The organism is Lutibacter sp. (assembly GCF_046055765.1).
Classification (GTDB): domain Bacteria; phylum Bacteroidota; class Bacteroidia; order Flavobacteriales; family Flavobacteriaceae; genus Lutibacter.
Window position 1 is genome coordinate 72,375 of record NZ_JASFZF010000024.1, and the last position, 18,139, is coordinate 90,513.

21 protein-coding genes are annotated in these 18,139 nt (G+C 27.1%); 11 read left to right on the forward strand and 10 right to left on the reverse strand.

Features of this window, described 5'->3' with window-relative positions; translation table 11 throughout:
• The first annotated feature begins 27 nt into the window (after nt 1–27).
• From QM495_RS02660 to ppgK, 7 genes are all read left to right on the forward strand, one after another.
• The gene (locus tag QM495_RS02660; protein WP_408670559.1) at nt 28–690 is read left to right on the forward strand and encodes an ABC transporter ATP-binding protein; all 663 of its coding nucleotides are present in this window, start codon (nt 28–30) and stop codon (nt 688–690) included.
• A gap of 10 nt (nt 691–700) precedes the next feature.
• Entirely contained in the window at nt 701–1,435 is a 735-nt protein-coding gene (locus QM495_RS02665; protein WP_408670560.1) for a 5'-methylthioadenosine/adenosylhomocysteine nucleosidase, read from the forward strand.
• Nucleotides 1,436–1,477: 42 nt separating this feature from the next.
• Nucleotides 1,478–3,436, forward strand: a complete 1,959-nt coding sequence (locus QM495_RS02670) for a BatA domain-containing protein (RefSeq protein ID WP_408670561.1) — start codon at nt 1,478–1,480, stop codon at nt 3,434–3,436.
• Nucleotides 3,433–4,686, forward strand: a complete 1,254-nt coding sequence (locus tag QM495_RS02675) for a dihydroorotase (RefSeq protein ID WP_408670562.1) — start codon at nt 3,433–3,435, stop codon at nt 4,684–4,686. Before QM495_RS02670 ends, QM495_RS02675 begins: the two co-directional genes overlap by 4 nt.
• 43 nt (nt 4,687–4,729) lie before the next feature.
• Nucleotides 4,730–5,059, forward strand: coding sequence for a DUF4870 domain-containing protein (locus tag QM495_RS02680; protein ID WP_408670563.1), 330 nt, complete (start codon nt 4,730–4,732; stop codon nt 5,057–5,059).
• A gap of 60 nt (nt 5,060–5,119) precedes the next feature.
• Nucleotides 5,120–5,779, forward strand: a complete 660-nt coding sequence (locus QM495_RS02685) for an alpha/beta hydrolase (RefSeq protein WP_408670564.1) — start codon at nt 5,120–5,122, stop codon at nt 5,777–5,779.
• A 384-nt stretch (nt 5,780–6,163) separates the two neighbouring features.
• Nucleotides 6,164–6,907 carry a polyphosphate--glucose phosphotransferase gene (ppgK, locus tag QM495_RS02690; RefSeq protein ID WP_408670565.1) on the forward strand — a complete coding sequence of 248 codons (744 nt, stop codon included), beginning with the start codon at nt 6,164–6,166 and terminating at the stop codon, nt 6,905–6,907.
• Here the strand turns inward: ppgK and QM495_RS02695 are convergent.
• Genes QM495_RS02695 through QM495_RS02720 form a run of 6 tightly spaced genes read right to left on the reverse strand, consistent with a single transcriptional unit; the run spans nt 6,900 to nt 13,008 of the window.
• Complete coding sequence (locus QM495_RS02695; protein ID WP_408670566.1) at nt 6,900–8,231, reverse strand: DUF58 domain-containing protein; 1,332 nt, start codon at nt 8,229–8,231, stop codon at nt 6,900–6,902. The two genes, ppgK and QM495_RS02695, sit on opposite strands and share 8 nt — an antisense overlap.
• Before the next feature lie 3 nt (nt 8,232–8,234).
• The gene (locus QM495_RS02700) at nt 8,235–9,218 is read right to left on the reverse strand and encodes an AAA family ATPase (protein ID WP_408670567.1); all 984 of its coding nucleotides are present in this window, start codon (nt 9,216–9,218) and stop codon (nt 8,235–8,237) included.
• On the reverse strand, nt 9,208–10,413 hold the full coding sequence (locus QM495_RS02705; RefSeq protein WP_408670568.1) for a DUF4350 domain-containing protein: 1,206 nt from the start codon (nt 10,411–10,413) through the stop codon (nt 9,208–9,210). Before QM495_RS02705 ends, QM495_RS02700 begins: the two co-directional genes overlap by 11 nt.
• Nucleotides 10,414–11,148 (reverse strand): DUF4129 domain-containing protein, encoded by a 735-nt coding sequence (locus tag QM495_RS02710; protein WP_408670569.1) that lies wholly within the window; start codon nt 11,146–11,148, stop codon nt 10,414–10,416.
• 14 nt (nt 11,149–11,162) lie between these two features.
• A complete protein-coding gene (locus QM495_RS02715; RefSeq protein WP_408670570.1) occupies nt 11,163–12,050 on the reverse strand; it encodes a hypothetical protein in 888 nt (295 codons plus the stop codon).
• Nucleotides 12,040–13,008, reverse strand: a complete 969-nt coding sequence (locus QM495_RS02720; RefSeq protein WP_408670571.1) for a stage II sporulation protein M — start codon at nt 13,006–13,008, stop codon at nt 12,040–12,042. The genes QM495_RS02715 and QM495_RS02720 overlap by 11 nt, the downstream gene beginning before the upstream one ends.
• A 101-nt stretch (nt 13,009–13,109) precedes the next feature.
• Between QM495_RS02720 and QM495_RS02725 the strand changes: the two genes are divergently transcribed.
• The 3 genes from QM495_RS02725 to QM495_RS02735 are packed head-to-tail and all read left to right on the forward strand — an operon-like array spanning nt 13,110 to nt 15,323.
• Entirely contained in the window at nt 13,110–13,829 is a 720-nt protein-coding gene (locus tag QM495_RS02725) for an RDD family protein (RefSeq protein ID WP_408670572.1), read from the forward strand.
• Nucleotides 13,829–14,461, forward strand: a complete 633-nt coding sequence (locus tag QM495_RS02730; RefSeq protein WP_408670573.1) for an NUDIX hydrolase — start codon at nt 13,829–13,831, stop codon at nt 14,459–14,461. The genes QM495_RS02725 and QM495_RS02730 overlap by 1 nt, the downstream gene beginning before the upstream one ends.
• A gap of 49 nt (nt 14,462–14,510) precedes the next feature.
• Nucleotides 14,511–15,323, forward strand: a complete 813-nt coding sequence (locus tag QM495_RS02735; RefSeq protein ID WP_408670574.1) for a lysophospholipid acyltransferase family protein — start codon at nt 14,511–14,513, stop codon at nt 15,321–15,323.
• 52 nt (nt 15,324–15,375) lie between these two features.
• On the opposite strand, the gene QM495_RS02740 is transcribed toward QM495_RS02735, so the two are convergent.
• Nucleotides 15,376–15,846 carry a Dps family protein gene (locus QM495_RS02740; protein ID WP_408670575.1) on the reverse strand — a complete coding sequence of 157 codons (471 nt, stop codon included), beginning with the start codon at nt 15,844–15,846 and terminating at the stop codon, nt 15,376–15,378.
• A 114-nt stretch (nt 15,847–15,960) separates the two neighbouring features.
• On the opposite strand from QM495_RS02740, the gene QM495_RS02745 reads away from it, so the two are divergent.
• Entirely contained in the window at nt 15,961–16,908 is a 948-nt protein-coding gene (locus QM495_RS02745; RefSeq protein WP_408670576.1) for a LysR substrate-binding domain-containing protein, read from the forward strand.
• A 12-nt stretch (nt 16,909–16,920) separates the two neighbouring features.
• Here QM495_RS02745 and QM495_RS02750 read toward each other — a convergent pair whose 3' ends face one another.
• The 3 genes from QM495_RS02750 to QM495_RS02760 form a co-directional block, all read right to left on the reverse strand.
• Nucleotides 16,921–17,118: a hypothetical protein gene (locus tag QM495_RS02750; RefSeq protein ID WP_408670577.1), complete on the reverse strand. Its 198-nt coding sequence runs from the start codon at nt 17,116–17,118 to the stop codon at nt 16,921–16,923.
• Between the two features lie 115 nt (nt 17,119–17,233).
• A complete protein-coding gene (locus QM495_RS02755) occupies nt 17,234–17,503 on the reverse strand; it encodes a hypothetical protein (protein WP_408670578.1) in 270 nt (89 codons plus the stop codon).
• Nucleotides 17,504–17,623: 120 nt separating this feature from the next.
• Complete coding sequence (locus tag QM495_RS02760) at nt 17,624–18,082, reverse strand: peroxiredoxin (RefSeq protein WP_408670614.1); 459 nt, start codon at nt 18,080–18,082, stop codon at nt 17,624–17,626.
• Nucleotides 18,083–18,139: the final 57 nt, after the last annotated feature.

Consider the following 18,139-nt stretch of genomic DNA (forward strand, 5'->3'; position numbering starts at 1 on the left):
CTTTTTAATTTACTTATTTTTGGAGTTATGATTGAAGCTAAAAATATTCACAAATTTTATGGTGATTTAGAAGTTCTAAAAGGGGTTGACTTAACTATTAATAAAGGTGAAATAGTTGCTATTGTTGGTCCATCTGGCGCAGGTAAAACAACATTATTACAAATTCTTGGTACGCTAGATAAACCATCTATTACAGAAAAAACTAAACTTTTAATTAACAATATAGATTTACCAAAACTAAAAGATAAAACTTTATCCAAATTTAGAAATAAACATATTGGTTTTATTTTTCAGTTTCATCAATTACTTCCAGAGTTTACTGCGCTTGAAAATGTTTGTATTCCTGCATTTATTGGAAATACTTCAAAAAAAGAAGCTGAGAAAAAGGCAAAAGAATTATTAGAATTTTTAGGACTTTCTGATAGAATAAATCATAAACCAAATGAACTTTCAGGTGGAGAACAACAACGAGTTGCAGTTGCAAGAGCTTTAATTAATAATCCTGATGTTATTTTTGCCGATGAACCAAGTGGAAATTTGGATACTGCTTCAGCTAAAAATTTACACGAATTATTTTTTACATTGAGAGATAAATTTAAACAAACATTTGTAATTGTAACTCACAACCAAGAGTTAGCTAACATGGCTGATAGAAAACTGGAAATGAAAGATGGTGAAATTATCAACTAAATTATAAATAATGATAGGAATTATTAGTGCAATGCAAGAAGAAATTCAAGCCTTATTGCACCAACTCCAAAATATTACAACAACCGAGAAAGGAATGCGCACCTATTACGCAGGTACTTTATACCATAAAAAAGTAATCTTAGTATTTTCGCGTTGGGGAAAAGTAGCATCTGCAGTAACAACTACACAATTAATTAACGATTTTAATGTAAGTGAAATTATTTTTACTGGTGTTGCTGGAGGGATTAAAAATGAATTAAATATTGGTGATATTGTTATTGGAAGAAATTTATACCAACACGATTTAAATGCAAGTCCGTTTTATGAAAAATTAGAAATTCCAATTCTAAAAAAAAAATATTTAGAAACAAGTAACGCTTCAAAACTTATGGAAGCCACTAAACTATTTATACGTAATTACAATCAATTTATCTCGAAATCTGATGCTCAGTTTTTTAATATTACCTACCCAAATGTTTGGTTTGGAGATATTGCAAGTGGTGATCAGTTTATTTCAAGTCTTAAAAAAATAAAAAAATTAAATAAATTAATTCCAACAGCTACTTGTGTAGAAATGGAAGGTGCTTCAGTTGCACAAGTTTGTTATGAATATAACATCCCGTTTTCAATTATTAGAATTATTTCAGACAAAGCAAATGATAACGCACATATTGATTTTCCGAAATTTGCTAATTCAATAGCCAGTAATTATGCACTAGGTATTTTAAAAAATTATTTTGCATAAGTAAATTTGATTTTAATATCTTTGAAAAATCCTTTTTGAACTATGCAATTTAAGCATCCTGAAATTTTATATGCTCTTCTGCTACTTATCATTCCGATACTTGTTCATTTATTTCAATTACAGCGTTTTATAAAAGTACCATTTACCAATGTTAAAATTTTAAAAACTATTGAAAAGCAAACACGTAAAAGCGCACGTTTAAAAAAGTGGCTTATTTTAATTACCCGATTGTTAATTTTCACTTGTATTATTTTTGCATTTGCACAACCCTATTTATCTCATTATTCAACACAACATAATTTTAACACTACCATTTATGTAGATAATTCTTTTAGTATGCAGGTGAAAGGTGAAAAAGGTGAATTACTGCAAAATGCAGTACAAGATATTATAGAAAACAACTCAAATTCTACTAGCAATATATCGCTGATAACTAATAACCAACGTTTAAAAAATTTAGATGCTAAAAGTTTAAAAAATAAACTAATTACACTTAAATATCACCCCATAAAACTTAATTTAAATACCGCTTTATTAAAAGCAAAAAATATAGCAATTGAAAGTCGTAATACCACAAACAAAATTATATTAATATCTGATTTTCAAAATATTAACTACAAGAATGATGTTGATTTTTCAACCCTAAGTACTGAAATAAGTTTTGTGAAGCTAACACCTAAAAAGTTAGTTAACTTTTATGTTGATAGTGTTTATATTAGTAAGGAAAATTCAACAGTAACTACAATTGAAGTATTAGTAAAAAGTTCACAAAATAGTACTACTTCTATTCCAGTTTCATTATTTAATTCATCAAAATTAATAGGTAAATCAACTTCTAAATTTAATAACTCTACAACCTCAACTATTCATTTTACAATACCTAATTCAGCAAATTTTAATGGTAAAGTTTCTATAAGAGATGATACTTTAGAATTTGACAATGATTTCTATTTTTCAATTTCAAAACCTAAAAAAATTAATGTATTATCTATTGGTAAGACATCCAATTTTTTAGCTAAAATTTATACAAAAAATGAATTTAATTACACATCTACCCCACTTCAAAATTTAAATTATAATAATATTCAAAAGCAACACTTAATTCTATTAAATGAACTTGAAAATATTCCAAAAGAATTAACAAATAGTATGCTTGAATTTTCAAAATTAGGTGGTAGTTTGGTACTTATTCCTGCTAAAAATAGTAATCTAAATTCTTATAATTCCTTTTTAAGTAAGCTTAATATTGGAATTATAACTTCAAAAATTGAAGATAAACACAAAATAACAACTATTAATTACGGGCATCCTTTACTAGCAGATGTTTTTGAGAAAAAAGTTAAAAATTTTCAATACCCAATAACTAAATTACATTATAAATCTAATTTAAAAAATAGCTCTGCTATTATTAAGTTAGATAACTATGAACCTTATATTTCATCAACCCAAAACAATAATAGTACTTTTTATTGGGTTTCTGCACCGCTAAATAAAGAAATTTCTAATTTTATACAATCGCCTTTAGTTGTCCCTGTTTTTTATAATTTTGCTAAAAGCAGTTTAAAAATATCACAACTGTATTATACAATTTCGCCAGAAATTAAAATTGATGTGTTAACTACAATAGGAAAAGATAATGTACTTAAAATCTCTAATGAAGTTACTGAATTTATACCTTTGCAAAGTATAGCTCAAAATAAAGTAACGCTTAAATTGCAAGAAAACATCCTAAAAAGTGGGTTTTATACTATTTTAAACGGTAAAAACCCTATTAAAACCATTGCTTTTAATTATAACCGGGAAGAAAGTGATTTAAATTATCTTAATTTAAAAACACTAATTGGTAATCATACTAATATAACTATTTCATCATCTATTGGTGAAGTTTTAAATAAAATTAACAATGAACAGAAAATCAATTGGCTTTTTAAATGGTTTTTAGCATTTTCTATCCTATTTTTGCTAATTGAAATGCTGATACTTAAATATTTCAATAAATGATACTACTTCTAAAATCTGCAACAATTATTGACAAATCAAGTCCTTATCATCTTCAAAAAAAGGATATTTTAATTAAAAATGGAATCATTTCAAAAATTGAAAATTCAATACAAAATGAAGGCGCTATTAAAGAAATTAACTTGAAAAATCTTTATGTTTCTCAGGGTTGGTTTGATTCTAGTGTTTGTTTTGGAGAACCAGGTTTTGAAGAACGTGAAACTATCGAAAACGGTTTAAAAACAGCGGCAAAAAGCGGTTTTACTACTGTTGCTGTAAATCCAAATACTAATCCGGTTGCTGATAATAAATCTACTATTGAATTTATTAAAAATAAAGCAACTAATTTTGCCACAACCTTGTATCCAATAGGAAATTTTACAAAAGGAGCTGAAAGTAACGATTTAGCTGAATTGTATGATATGCAAAACTCTGGAGCAATTGCATTTGGAGATTATAACAAACCGGTAACGAATGCCAATTTACTTAAAATAGGCTTACAATATGCTCAAAATTTTGACGCACTTATTTTAAGTTTTCCTCAAGATAATTCTATTGCTGGAAAAGGATTAGTAAACGAAAATATAAATAGTACCAAATTAGGATTGAGAGGAAACCCTACTTTAGCTGAAGAATTACAAATTGCTAGAGATTTATTTATTTTAGAATACACTGGTGGCAAATTACATATTCCAACTATTTCTACGGCTAAATCTGTAAAACTAATTAAAGACGCAAAAAAGAGAGGTTTAAATATAACGTGTAGTGTTGCTGTACATCATTTAGTTTTAACCGATGATGAGTTAACTAAATTTGATTCAAACACCAAAGTTTCACCTCCTTTGCGTACTTCTAAAGATAGAAAAGCTTTATTAAAAGGGTTAAAACTTGGAATTATTGATATGATTACTAGTGATCATAACCCTATTGATATTGAACATAAAAAAGTTGAATATGATAATGCTAAATATGGAACTATTGGTTTAGAAAGCTTATTTGGCGCTTTAAATAAAACAGTAGAAACCGAAGTTTTAATTGACTGTTTAACCACAAAACCTAGAAAAAGATTTCGTATACAAGAGAGTCCGATTAATGAAGGTGAAAAAGCTAATCTTACACTTTTTAACCCTGATTTTGAATTTGAGTTTACAGAAAATAATATATTTTCTACATCTAAAAATTCAATATTTCTAAACAAAAAATTAAATGGAAAAGTATATGGAATTATAGCTAACAATAAAATGGTATTATAATTTCATATATTTATACAAAAATAAATTTTAAACAATTAATAAAATGGTAAATCAAAATGTACACCAAGGTAAATCAATAGCAATAATAAGCTATATAACTTGGATAGGAACCTTAATTGCTTTTATAATGAATAATGATAAACGGAATTCATTTGCAGCTTTTCATATACGACAAATGATAGGTTTATCTATATTTTCAATAGCAAATACATTTATTATTGCTAGATATGGTGGTGTTTGGGCAAGTGGAATTATTGGTACTGGTCTTTTTGTACTTTGGATTATTGGTTTAATTGGTGCAACACAAGGTGAAGAAAAGAAAGTGCCTTTAGTAGGTGATTTATTTCAAGAATGGTTTCGAAATATTGCTTAACAACATTTTAAATAATACTTTTGAAGTCGCGCCTAAAAGCGCGACTTTTAATTTATACCTATGAAAGAATTATCGCTTAAATACATAGTTAGAGAGCCAAATATACAAACTAAAAATACTTCATTATTAATTCTATTACACGGCTATGGAAGCAATGAAGAAGATTTATTCTCATTTGCTACAGAACTACCCGATGATTTATTAATTATTAGCACAAGAGCTCCTCAAAATTTAAGTTTTGGAAGTTATTCGTGGTACACCATAAACTTTACAGCAAACGAAGGTAAATTTTCAGACATTCCTGAAGCTATAACTGCCAGAGATACCATTGCTACTTTTATTGATGAAATTCAACAGAGATACCATATTTCACCTAACAAAACTTTTTTATTAGGCTTTAGTCAAGGAACTATTTTAAGCTATGCTGTAGCTTTAAATTATCCTAATAAAGTACAAAAAATAATAGCTTTAAGTGGTTATATAAACCCTGAATTATTACCTTCAGAAGTTGAAAAAATTGATTATTCTAAATTAGACTTCTTCATTTCACACGGTAGCGTAGATCAGGTTATACCAGCTGATTGGGCACAAAAAGCCCCTCAATTTTTGAATACACTTAAAATTAAAAATTCGTATAAAGAATATCCTGTTGGTCATGGTGTTGCACCACAAAACTTCTTCGATTTTAAAAAATGGATTGAAAAAAGAACACATATTTAGGCTTTAATTATTTATACGTTTTTTTAATAGTACACATTAAACAAAATTTATATAAAATTTTAAAATATATGATATAAATCATTAACTTTCAGTAATTCAAGTTTTATCTTTAACCTACAAATTACACAATCTTAGTTCTAGTTATCCTAAGGCATTAGGACTAAAATTAATAACGTAATTTTAGCCACCCCAAAATTGGGGTGGTTTTTTTATGCCTTAAAATAACGATAATAAACTATAAATTATTCTTACTTTAGCTTCTTATAAAAATTCATTGTAAAAAATAGTGTTTATTTTGCACATTTTATAAAACCCTTAAATCTAAAAATCTAATTCAAATTAGATTCATAACAAAACAATTTAAACATTAAAAAGTGAAATTCTATGGAAATATTAGGGATTGATATTGGTGGAACTGGCATAAAAGGTGCCTTAGTTGATATAAAAACTGGTAAGTTAACAACTAATAAACATAGAATACCAACACCAAACCCTGCAACTCCTGAATCCGTTGCGTCTACCATTCAAGAACTTGTAAACCATTTTAATTGGAAAGGTTTAGTTGGTTGTGGTTTTCCAACACCACTACAACATGGGAAATGTTTAACAGGAGGGAATTTACATGAAGATTGGAAAAATACTCAAGTAGATACTCTTTTTAAAGCAAAAACCGGAAATGATTTTTCGGTTGTTAATGATGCAGATGCTGCTGGATTAGCTGAAATTAATTTTGGTGCTGGAAAAGACGTGAAAGGAACTGTAATTATGATAACTCTTGGAACTGGGATTGGATCTGGACTATTTTTAGATGGTAAATTAATACCAAATACAGAATTTGGACATGTGTTGTATAAAAATGGTGAGATATTTGAAAAATACGCATCAGATTCAGCTCGTAAAAGAGATGGTTTAACTAGAAAAGAATGGGGGAAAAGATTAAATAAATATTTTAATCATATTAATTTATTAGTTTCTCCAGATTTAATTATTGTTGGTGGAGGAGCAAGTAAAAAGTTTGAAAAATTTGAAACTAAAATTAATGTAGGTGTTAAAATTGTACCTGCTAAAGCTGAAAATGAAGCTGGTATAATTGGAGCTGCAATGGCAGCAAAATATCAAATTAAATAAATCCTTTTGCTTTAAATTCTAAATATTTATTGATAACATTAACTGTTAGGTTTTGTGGTTTTGTTAATATTCCATAAATCCCTTTACTTTCTAATTCCTTTACAATAAGCCTTTTTTCATAAGCAAATTTCTCAGCAATTGTTTTATGGTAAATTGTTTGTAAATCTTCAGCATTTTCATTTATCAAATTATCTAATTCAGTATTTTCAAAAAATACCACAACTAGCAAATGATTTTTTGCAATTGCTTTTAAAAATGGAAGTTGTCTTTTTAATGAAGATATATGTTCAAAATTTGTGTATAAAATTAACAGGCTTCTTTGTGTGATTTTACGTTTTATAAGCGCATATAAGTATCCGAAATCCGAGTCGGTAAATTGAGTTGTAACATTGTACAAAGCTTCATTAATAGTATTTAAATGTGTCTTTTTATTACTTGCTGCAACAATTGTATTAACTTTTTTAGCAAAAGTTAACAAACCTGCTTTATCGTTTTTTCTAAGTGCAATATTTGAAAAAGCTAATGTTGAATTGATAGCATAATCAATTAATTTTAACTCCTCAAACGGCATTTTCATAGCTCTTCCAATATCAATAATAGAATAAATTGGTTGTGACTTTTCATCTTGGTATTGGTTTACCATTAGTTGAGAACGTTTTGCTGTTGCTTTCCAATTTATTGTTCTAACATCATCTCCAGCAATATAATTTTTAATTTGTTCAAATTCTAAAGTGTGTCCTATTCGTCTAATTTTTTTTAGTCCAAATTCTGTTAAACGATCACTCATTGCCAAAAATTCGTACTTCTTCATTTGTATAAATGAAGGATATACCACAACCACTTCATTTTCTTGAAACTTGTATCTCCTTGAAATAATTTTAAGAAAAGAAGACACATACACATTCAGTTTTCCAAAAGAATACTCACCCCGTTCAACGGGTCTTACTTTATACTCAAATTCCCAAACATTGTTTGGATTTATAAATGAAATTTGCTCAAAATCTCTTTTTTGAAACTGATCAGGCAATTCGTCAATTAATTTTACTTCTACTTTAAAATTATAATTATTTTTAACTGTTATTGGGATTGGGTTATCATCTGAATTAGAAAATTTTTCAGTTAAAATTCTTCTTGCAACTACACCATTTTTTTTATTAAAAAGTAGATATAAATCACCAAAAAAAAGTACTGCTAAAATAGTTACCACAAACCAAGCTATGCTATACAATAATGGAATCCAAAAGGATACTAAAAATAATGCAGCAATAGTGCTTATGTATATAAAAAAGCGTTGATGAATATATGTATTTTTAATTATATTCATTATTTAACGAGGAACTTCAATAGATTGCACAATCATATCAATCACTTTATCAGTAGTCATTCCTTCCATTTCTCTTTCTGGTGTTACAATTAATCTATGTCGTAAAACTGGTAAAATTACTTTTTTAATATCTTCAGGAATAACAAAATCACGACCATTAATTGCCGCATAAGCTTTTGAAGCATTTAACATCGCTATACTTGCCCTTGGTGAAGCTCCTAAATATAAATGTGGATGATTTCTGGTTTTTGTAACCAACTTCGCTATGTACTTCATTATCTTTTCCTCAACTAATACTTCAAATATTTTGTTTTTATATTCTAATAAATCTACTTCATTTAACAATACTGAAATTAAGGTTTGTGGTACTATTCCCTTTCTATCTTGATGGGTTTTTATAATTAAAAATTCCTCATCTAAATTTGGATAACCAACATCTATTTTAAATAAAAATCGGTCTAATTGTGCTTCTGGCAAAGCGTAAGTTCCTTCTTGGTCAATAGGGTTTTGTGTTGCTAACACCATAAAAGGCGGTTTCATTTTATAGGTATTTCCATCAATCGAAATTTGACGTTCCTCCATCACTTCAAACAATGCAGCTTGTGTTTTTGCCGGCGCTCTATTTATTTCATCAATTAACACTAAATTAGAAAAAATAGGGCCTTTTTTAAATTCAAATTCCGAGGTTTTCATGTTTAAAATTGAAGTTCCTAAAACATCGCTTGGCATTAAATCTGGAGTAAATTGAAGACGGCTAAAACCTGTATCAATTGTTTTTGAAAGTAATTTAGCGGTAATTGTTTTTGCAACTCCGGGCACACCTTCAATTAGTACGTGGCCATCAGCTAATAATGCAACAATTAACAACTCTACAAAATTTTCCTGCCCAACAATAATTTTACCTAATTCGGCTTTTATTTGTGTAACGGCATTTTTTAATTTTTCTAAGTCTACTCTATTCTCAAAATTCAAATCGTTATTTTCCATATTGAATTGTTTTTTTAAATTTTTCTATCATTTTATTTAATGTGATAAGCTCTTCATCTGTAATTTGGTTTTTCAAATGAATTTGTTCACAATATTGAAATAGTTTTTCAACATTTTCATAAGAACTTCCACTACGCGATGCAACATATTTATAAAAAGTAGCGTCAATTGATATTGTTGGAATGTGTAAATTTGTTCTAACAAACTCTAATAAATAACTAATCTTATGTTCAGCAATATTTTTATGTTTCTGTTGTTCAAAATACATATTTGCAATGGTGCGCGTAAAATCAATCGTTTGATTTTTTAAAGGTGTAATTATTGGAATACTACGTTGTTTACGTTTTCCTTCAAAAATCACAAAAAACAACACTCCAATTAAAACCATATAATACGCCCATTTTAAATATTTTGAGTTTAATAAATAATAAATAGGTGAGGAAATTTTGCTTTTACCTGTTTTGTAATATGAATCCCATAAAATGGGTAAATCGTCTCTTAAATAAGATAAAATATTAGCTGTATGTTGCTGATTTGGTGACTTTAAAATTGCATAATTTGTAAAAACTTCAGGAAACGTATGAAAATAAAAGTTACCTTTTCCATAAGAAAATTTAACGAAATTAATTCCTTCTTCAGTTCTTTCATTCGCTGCATTCACATAACCTGTGATTCCTAAAACTGTTGTGTTTAACGTGTCTATTTTAGTAAATACCTGATTAATAAAAGGCCTATCAAATGAATATTCTTTACCTTTAAAAACCTTATTTTTGAATTTAAAAAACACTTTTTCATCAAGATTTTTACTTACCAATCGCTCAGTTTCAAAATTTAAGGTATCAATATTCATTCCATGAGTAGAAATGAAAACTTCGTTTCCTCTTTCAACAAATTTCATTAAATGTAAAAACTCAGCATTTCCAAAATTTATAGCTTCATCAACAAAAAAATAAGTACCAATATGTGTAGTGTCTTCTAAATAACTATAAGGTGGAATTTTAATATTTTCTATTTCTACAGAAGAAAATAATTTATTTATTTCCTCTTTTAAAACAAAGGTTCCATAAGGTATTTTATGTGTTGAAACATAACTTGGAAACCAATTAATAGGTTTTTTTTTAGTGGCTTCAAGGAAAATAAGTCCAAGCACTAGCATAAAAAATACTCCAATATATATTTTACCTTTTTTATCCAATTACTTTTTCTGAATTAGAGTATTAATTTTTATAAAATCACCTTCTACACCACCAAATTCATGCTCACTAATTGAGAAATTTCCGTACCAAATAAAATCGTATAATCTTGTCAAATTACTAAACGAATTTTGAATGTTTTGTACAGAAATTTCTTTAATATAATCTTCATTTGTTTTTTGCTGTTCCCAAATAATAAGCTCTTTACTTTCAAGCTGTTTTAGAATATTTAGATAATAGTAACGAACTGCTAAACGGTAATTCTTTTGTTGGATTGCTCGCTCAATTAGTTTTAATATGTCTTTATTTTTCACAAGTTCTTCTTCTTCAGTAATTGAAACAATTGCTTTATTTTTTAAAGTTAAAACTATTGAATTTAAGTTTACTTTTAAAAAGAATTTAAGTAGAAATACTAATACTACACCTGCAATTATATAAGGTAATGCTGATAAAATTGTTCCAAAAACACCTTTGGCATATTTAACACCAAAAATCAATTCTAACACACGTAAAAGCTGACGACCAAACCAATTAAAAACACGTTCAAAAAATGAAGGTTCTTTAGTTACACCTTCATCGTATATAAAATTTTTATCTGTTTTATACTTCTCAAAAGTATTGGATTCAAACTTTTTTTGAACAATACTCTTTTTATCATTTTTAACAGTAAGTGAGTCGGTTTGAGCAAATGCACTAACCGACATCATTATCAAAAGAAAAAGTACTATTCTGTTCATTAACATTAATTAATTTATCTTCCTAAATTATCAATTTTTTCAAAAGTTCCTGTTAAGTTTTTTTGCTCATTTAAATCAAAATAAATAAATGCTGAAGATACTAGTGTGACAGAATAAAATAGAAATTTACCAAAATAAGCTATCAAATTAAGAACTAAATAAATTGGGTCTTCTAAAATTCCTAAAATTGCTGTAGGATCTTCATTTGTTATAGAAACTCCCATAGATATAAATTGATAAATTAATGAAGGTATAGAAAATATAAAGCCTAACATTGAAACTAATATTCCAATAACTAATACAACTCCAAATGTATTCCACCATTCACCTTTAATTAAGTTAAAACTATGTAAAAATGAATCTCCAATAGTTTTATCTTGAAATATTATTATTGAAAAAGATAACGACAACACAATTCCTAAATATATTCCGGGTAAGTAGCATAAGAAAAAACCTAAAATAATAACAATTAAATTCAATAATCCTAGTCCTACAAACCTCCAAATATTAGCAAATGTATTATCTTTAACTTCCTGAAAATTAGCAACACCATTATTTTCTATATACGACTTTATATAGTACAAAGAAACTTCAGATAATAGTGTATAAACTATTCCAAAAACTACAAACATCATAAACAGCCAACCTAGCATTCCAAAAATAGAACTAAAAGTATCTGAAGGATCTGGTGCAGTTTGGTTTAGAGTTAAAATTCCTTTAATTGCTCCTGAATAAGATACCATAGCAAATACTAAAACTGCTGCACCTATTAATAATACAGGACCAATTATTTTAAAAACTGTTAAAAAATAATCTCTCCAATTTTCACGAATAAATGTAAAAGTATCTGTTATTATTGCTCCTAAGTCTCGTTCTTTTTTAAATTCAATACTATTGTTCATTTTTATTTTGTTGTTTGGTTAATTTTATGGGATACAATACGTAGTAATATACAATTGTTATAAATGATATTATTATGATTAATAATGCCAACCAGTCTGGCATTTCAGTATGTCGTGTTACAAAACCTTCTAAAAAACCAGCAATAATAAAAAATGGTATTGTACTTACCATTATTTTTAAACCAGCTTTAAAGCTTCTTTTAAAAGATTCTAATCTTGTATATGTTTTGGGGAAAAGTAAACCATTTCCTAATACTAAACCTGCACAACCTGCAATTATAATTACTGAAATTTCAATGGTTCCGTGAATCCAAATGGTACGAGATGATTCCCAAAGTAACCCCTTTTCATAAAAAAAGTATAAAAATGAGCCTAACATAATTCCATTACGCATCATTATAAATAAAGTTCCTACAGAAAAAAGTATTCCAAATACAAAAGCAGTCATTGCAACTTTAATATTATTTAAAGTAATTAGAATAAACATATTTCCTTCATCCATTTTTTTATAAACAGCCATAGGATCCCCTTTTTCAATATTTTCTAGCGTAGTATTTACATACGAATCACCCAAAATTAATCGAACAAAATCTCCATCACTAGCTGCAGAATATGCCCCAATAATCGCAAAAAATAGAAATGTTAAAAATGCTATCAATAATTGTTTATGATATTTAGCAAATTCAAGAGGAAATTCAATTTTAAAAAAAGTAACTAATTTGTTTTTACTTTCCTTCTTTGTTTTATATATTTTTTGATGAGCTTTTGAAGCTACTGAATTTAAATAATACGCTGTATTACTCTGTGGGTAAAATGTTTTAGCATAACTTAAGTCGTCTGTAATATCAATATATAAATCAGATAACTTATCTGGAGAAACTTGATCTTTTTTGTCAAGAACATTTTCAAACAAAAGCCATTTTTTTTTATTTCTTTTTACAAATGATGCTTCACGCATTTTTTTTACTTTTGTTTTTTACTTCGTTCTCCCTTTTTTCACCCTTAAGAGCAAACGAATGTAAAAAATCAAATTGTATCAGCCAAAATATTAAACATAAAATGGATAATTTTCATATAGAAACTGCACAAAATGTAACAATTAAACAAAATGTTGCTCCACTAAGCACTCGTATTGGTGCTTTTATAATAGATATGCTAATAATTGCTGGTTATTACCTTCTAATTTTATTAATAATAAATGCACTTGGCTTTAGTTTAGATGAATCATTATACGTCTATTACGCTTTATTAAGCTTACCTGTATTTTTTTATAGTTTACTTTTTGAATCATTAATGAATGGACAAACGCCTGGAAAATACATAACTAAAATTAGAGTTACTAAAATTGATGGTTCAAAACCAACATTTGGAAGTTATTTAATTAGATGGGTTTTACGATTAATTGATATAAGCTTAGCATCAGGATCAGTTGCTCTATTAACAATTTTATTAAATGGGAAAGGACAGCGACTAGGTGATTTAGCAGCAGGAACAACTGTAATTTCAGAAAAGAAAAACATAACTATTAAAGACACTTTAATAGTTGATATTCCTGAAGAATATACACCAACATTCCCTCAAGTAACGCTGTTAAATGATAAGGACATACAAACTATTAAAGAGCTATATTTAAAAGCTAAAAAAACTGGAAATCATAAAACAATATTAAAATTGCATATAAAAATAATGAATATTACTGGCATAAAAACTGAAATGAAGCCAATAAACTTTATAGATTTAATAATTAAAGACTACAACTATTTTACCCAACAAATGTGATGGACTTCAAACATTTTAAAAATAATATTCCGATAATTAAAAGTACATCTGTTGGTGGATTAGAAGCTCAATTTAATCTAGCTCCAAAATTAAGGCTAAAATATTCTCAAGAAAAAATTAAGGCTCTTAATCCTAAAAAAGCGGCAATATTAGCCCTGTTTTATCCAAATAAAAGAGGTGAAACTTGTTTTTTACTTACTTTACGGGCTAGTTATAATGGTGCACATTCATCACAAATTAGTTTTCCTGGTGGAAAATTTGATATCAATGATGTTTCTCTTAAAAATACAGCATTACGAGAAACTCATGAAGAAGTTGGAATTTTAATAAATGAAAATAAAATTTTTAAACAAATGACTGATGTTTTTATTCCTCCAAGTAATTTTTTGGTTACACCATTTTTAGGATACTTAAATAAAACTCCTTCATTTATAAAAAACCATGAAGTAGAAGAAATCATCTCAATTTCACTAAAAGATTTATTAAGTGATTCTTCAATTTCAACAACAACTTTATCTACTTCTTATGCTAAAAATATTAAAGTACCTTGCTTTCTTTTAAACAGTTATGTTGTTTGGGGTGCAACTGCAATGATGCTTCATGAAATCAAAGAATTATTAAAAAATTTATAAACTTTTTTTTGCTTAAATTTGTATTTCATTCAAAACCAAACCAACCTAAATGCCCATTTTTAAAAGAAATCCGTTTGGACATATATTATTTTTAAAAAGATGGCTTGTACGTCTTTTTGGAGTAGTATCACACGGACGTTATAGACGTTTTAACCGACTTCAAATTGAAGGATCAGAAATTATTAGAGAATTACCTGAAACTAATGTTTTATTTGTCTCTAATCACCAAACATATTTTGCTGACGTTGCCGCGATGTTTCATGTATTTAACGCTTCCTTAAAAGGAAGAGTAGATTCTTTAAAAAATATTGGCTACATCTGGAATCCAAAATTGAATATTTATTATGTAGCCGCATCAGAAACAATGAAATCGGGTTTATTACCTAAAATATTTGCCTATGTTGGATCTGTTTCTATAGAAAGAACTTGGAGAAGTGCAGGTAAAAATATAAATCGCCAAGTAAAACAATCAGATATTAGCAATATTGGAAAAGCATTAAATGATGGCTGGGTAATTACGTTTCCACAAGGAACTACAAAACCTTTTAAACCTATTAGAAGAGGTACTGCACACATTATTAAAACCTACAAACCAATAGTAGTTCCAATTGTAATTGATGGCTTTAGAAGATCATTTGATAAAAAAGGTTTACTCATTAAAAAACGAAATGTTTTACAATCTATGGTAATTAAAAAACCCATGAAAATTGATTATGAAAATGATACTATTGATGCTATTGTAAAAAGAATAGAAATGGAGATTGAACAACATCCATCATTTTTAAAAGTAACACCCCCTGAAGAATATAAAAAATCTGAAGAAGCTCTTAACAAGCAAAGATCTTTTTGGGATGTATATTAAAAAAAGCCGTTTTAGAATTCTAAAACGGCTTTTTTTAATATACTACTTGTGTTTAATTTAACCACGCATTTAACATCCAAATTGTTTTCTCTTGTTCCGCAATAAAATCGCTCATCATTGAATTGGTTCCTTCATCACTAGCATCATCTGATTCATTTAAAATAATTCTCTCTATTTTTAATAATTCAGATAAAGAATTAACAACTAATTCAACTGCTTCAACATCATTACTTACATTTTTTCCAACAGTTACTTTTGATAATTCTGAATATTCTGCAAAAGTATGAATTGGAGTTCCTTGTAAAGTTAAAATACGTTCTGCAACCATATCTATTTTCTCTTGAGAATCTGTATAAAACTCCTCAAATTTTACATGTAATTCAAAAAATGACTTTCCCTTAATATTCCAATGTAAACCTCTTAAATTTTGATAATATACTTGGAAATTAGCTAATAAGCTATTTAGACTAACCACTAAATTTTCTGTTTTATTCTTATCTAATCCTAAAATTGTTGTACTCATATTTTTATAATTTTAACTGTTATTATTTCTAATACAAATTTATTTAAAAATAAACTAAAAAATGTATAATCATTATTGATAGTTTTAATATCTTTATCGTAAATATTTATAATAATGACTATAACCCAACTTAAATATGTATTAGCAGTAGCTGAGCATCAAAATTTCACTGTTGCATCTGAGCATTGTTTTGTTACACAGCCAACATTGAGTATGCAAATTCAAAAACTAGAAGAAGAATTAGACACTCAAATTTTTAATAGAAAGAAAAAACCTATTCAACTTACCGAAATAGGAAAGAAAATTATAGAACAAGCAAAAATTATTGTTGATGAAAGTAACCGTATCACTGATATTGTAGATCAACAAAAAGGATTTATTGGTGGAGACTTTAGGCTAGGAATAATTCCAACTATTATGCCTACATTATTACCATTATTTTTAAAAACTTTTATAAAAAAATATCCAAAAGTAAATTTAAAAATTGAAGAACTTACTACTGAAGATATTATAAAAAAATTAGCTGATGGTCATATAGATGTCGGTATTGCAGCTACACCTTTAGAAAATGAAATGATTAAAGAACGTGTACTCTACTATGAGCCTTTTATTGGATTTATACCAACTGAACACCGTCTTTTCTCAAAGAATACAATTGATATTGATAATTTAAATATTGATGATATTTTATTGCTTGAAGATGGACACTGTTTCAAGGAGAGTATTATTAATTTATGTAGTACATTTGGTACTGAAAATCAGCAATTTATACTACATAGTGGAAGTTTTAACACACTAATTAAACTTTCAAAAGAAGGTTTAGGAATGACTTTATTACCCTATTTACAAACTTTAGATTTAAATGAGGATGATAAAATATATTTACGAGAATTTAATGACCCTGTGCCGGCAAGAGAAGTAAGCATCATTTATCATAAATCACAATTAAAAATTCAACTAATTGAAGCTCTAAAAACGGTAATTGATGGTATTGTTAGAGGTGTAATTGCCTTTAATGATGTTAAAATAATAAGTCCTATACACCAAAAAAAAGGAGCTTAAAAGCTCCTTTTTTTAATTTTTTACTAATACCAAACAGCTATGAAGATCTGGTTTATTAACCGTAAACTCTATTAACCAAAAGTATAATTCTTTAATTTCATAGGGTAATAATCTATTAACTGCTTTTTCTAATTCTTTTTTAAACAATTCTTTATTGAAACTGACTTTTTCAAGTATTGCTTTAGTATACTCAAACATTGCTCTTGCCATATTTTAAAAGATTTTTAGTTGGTGAATAAATTAAGAACGTTATATAAACTTAATTAGTGTACTAAAGTTACAAAAGAAACTTTAAATAAAAAAAATTGTCACCATTTATTAAATATTACTTCAATTTATTTACTTTATTTAGTAAAGCATTAGCAATTTCTTCTAATTCTAAATTTATATTTTTGAAGTGAGCTTTTTTATTTTCAACATCTTTAATATTAATTTTATCAATTAAAGCATCAAATGCAATAATTGCTTCGTCTATAATTGCTTCTGTTCCTTTTGAATCAGCTTTTGGATTTAATAATTCCCAAGAATAACACTCTTCAATAATATCACCTAAAACGTAATTAATATCCTTTTTTAAATTTTTAATACTTGACATACTATTTATTTATTATTTTAATACAAATTTACAAGAAATTGATTAATTAATTCATTTAAAAAACAAAAAAAAACTATTTATTAACATAAAATTCTACCATTATTAAACTTAATATACATTTTATAAACCTCTTAACTTTTTAAGTGCATTTTCTATATGTTTTTCAGCTCCAAACTGACTGTTAAAAATATATTGAATAGTACCACTTTTATCAATTACATAAGTTACACGACCAGGCAAAAAAACCATACTTTTGGGTACTCCAAATAATTTTCTAACCTTATTATCTATATCGGCTAACAAAATAAAAGGCAAATTATACTTATCTTTAAATTTTTTATGAGACTCAACACTATCTCCACTTATACCAATAACTAAGGCTCCAAGTTGTAAAAAGTCTTCAAATTCATCTCTAAACTTACAAGCTTCTTTTACACAACCAGGAGTATCATCCTTTGGATAAAAATAAATTACCATCGGTTTTCCAATTGAATTATCAACTGTAAATAAATCTCCGTCTTGATTTTTTAATGTAAATGATGGTATTTTATCACCAACTTCAATTCTTTTATAAGACATTTTACTTCTTTTAAAATTTAGAAATAGCATAGCAGTAACTACTACAATTAAAATAAT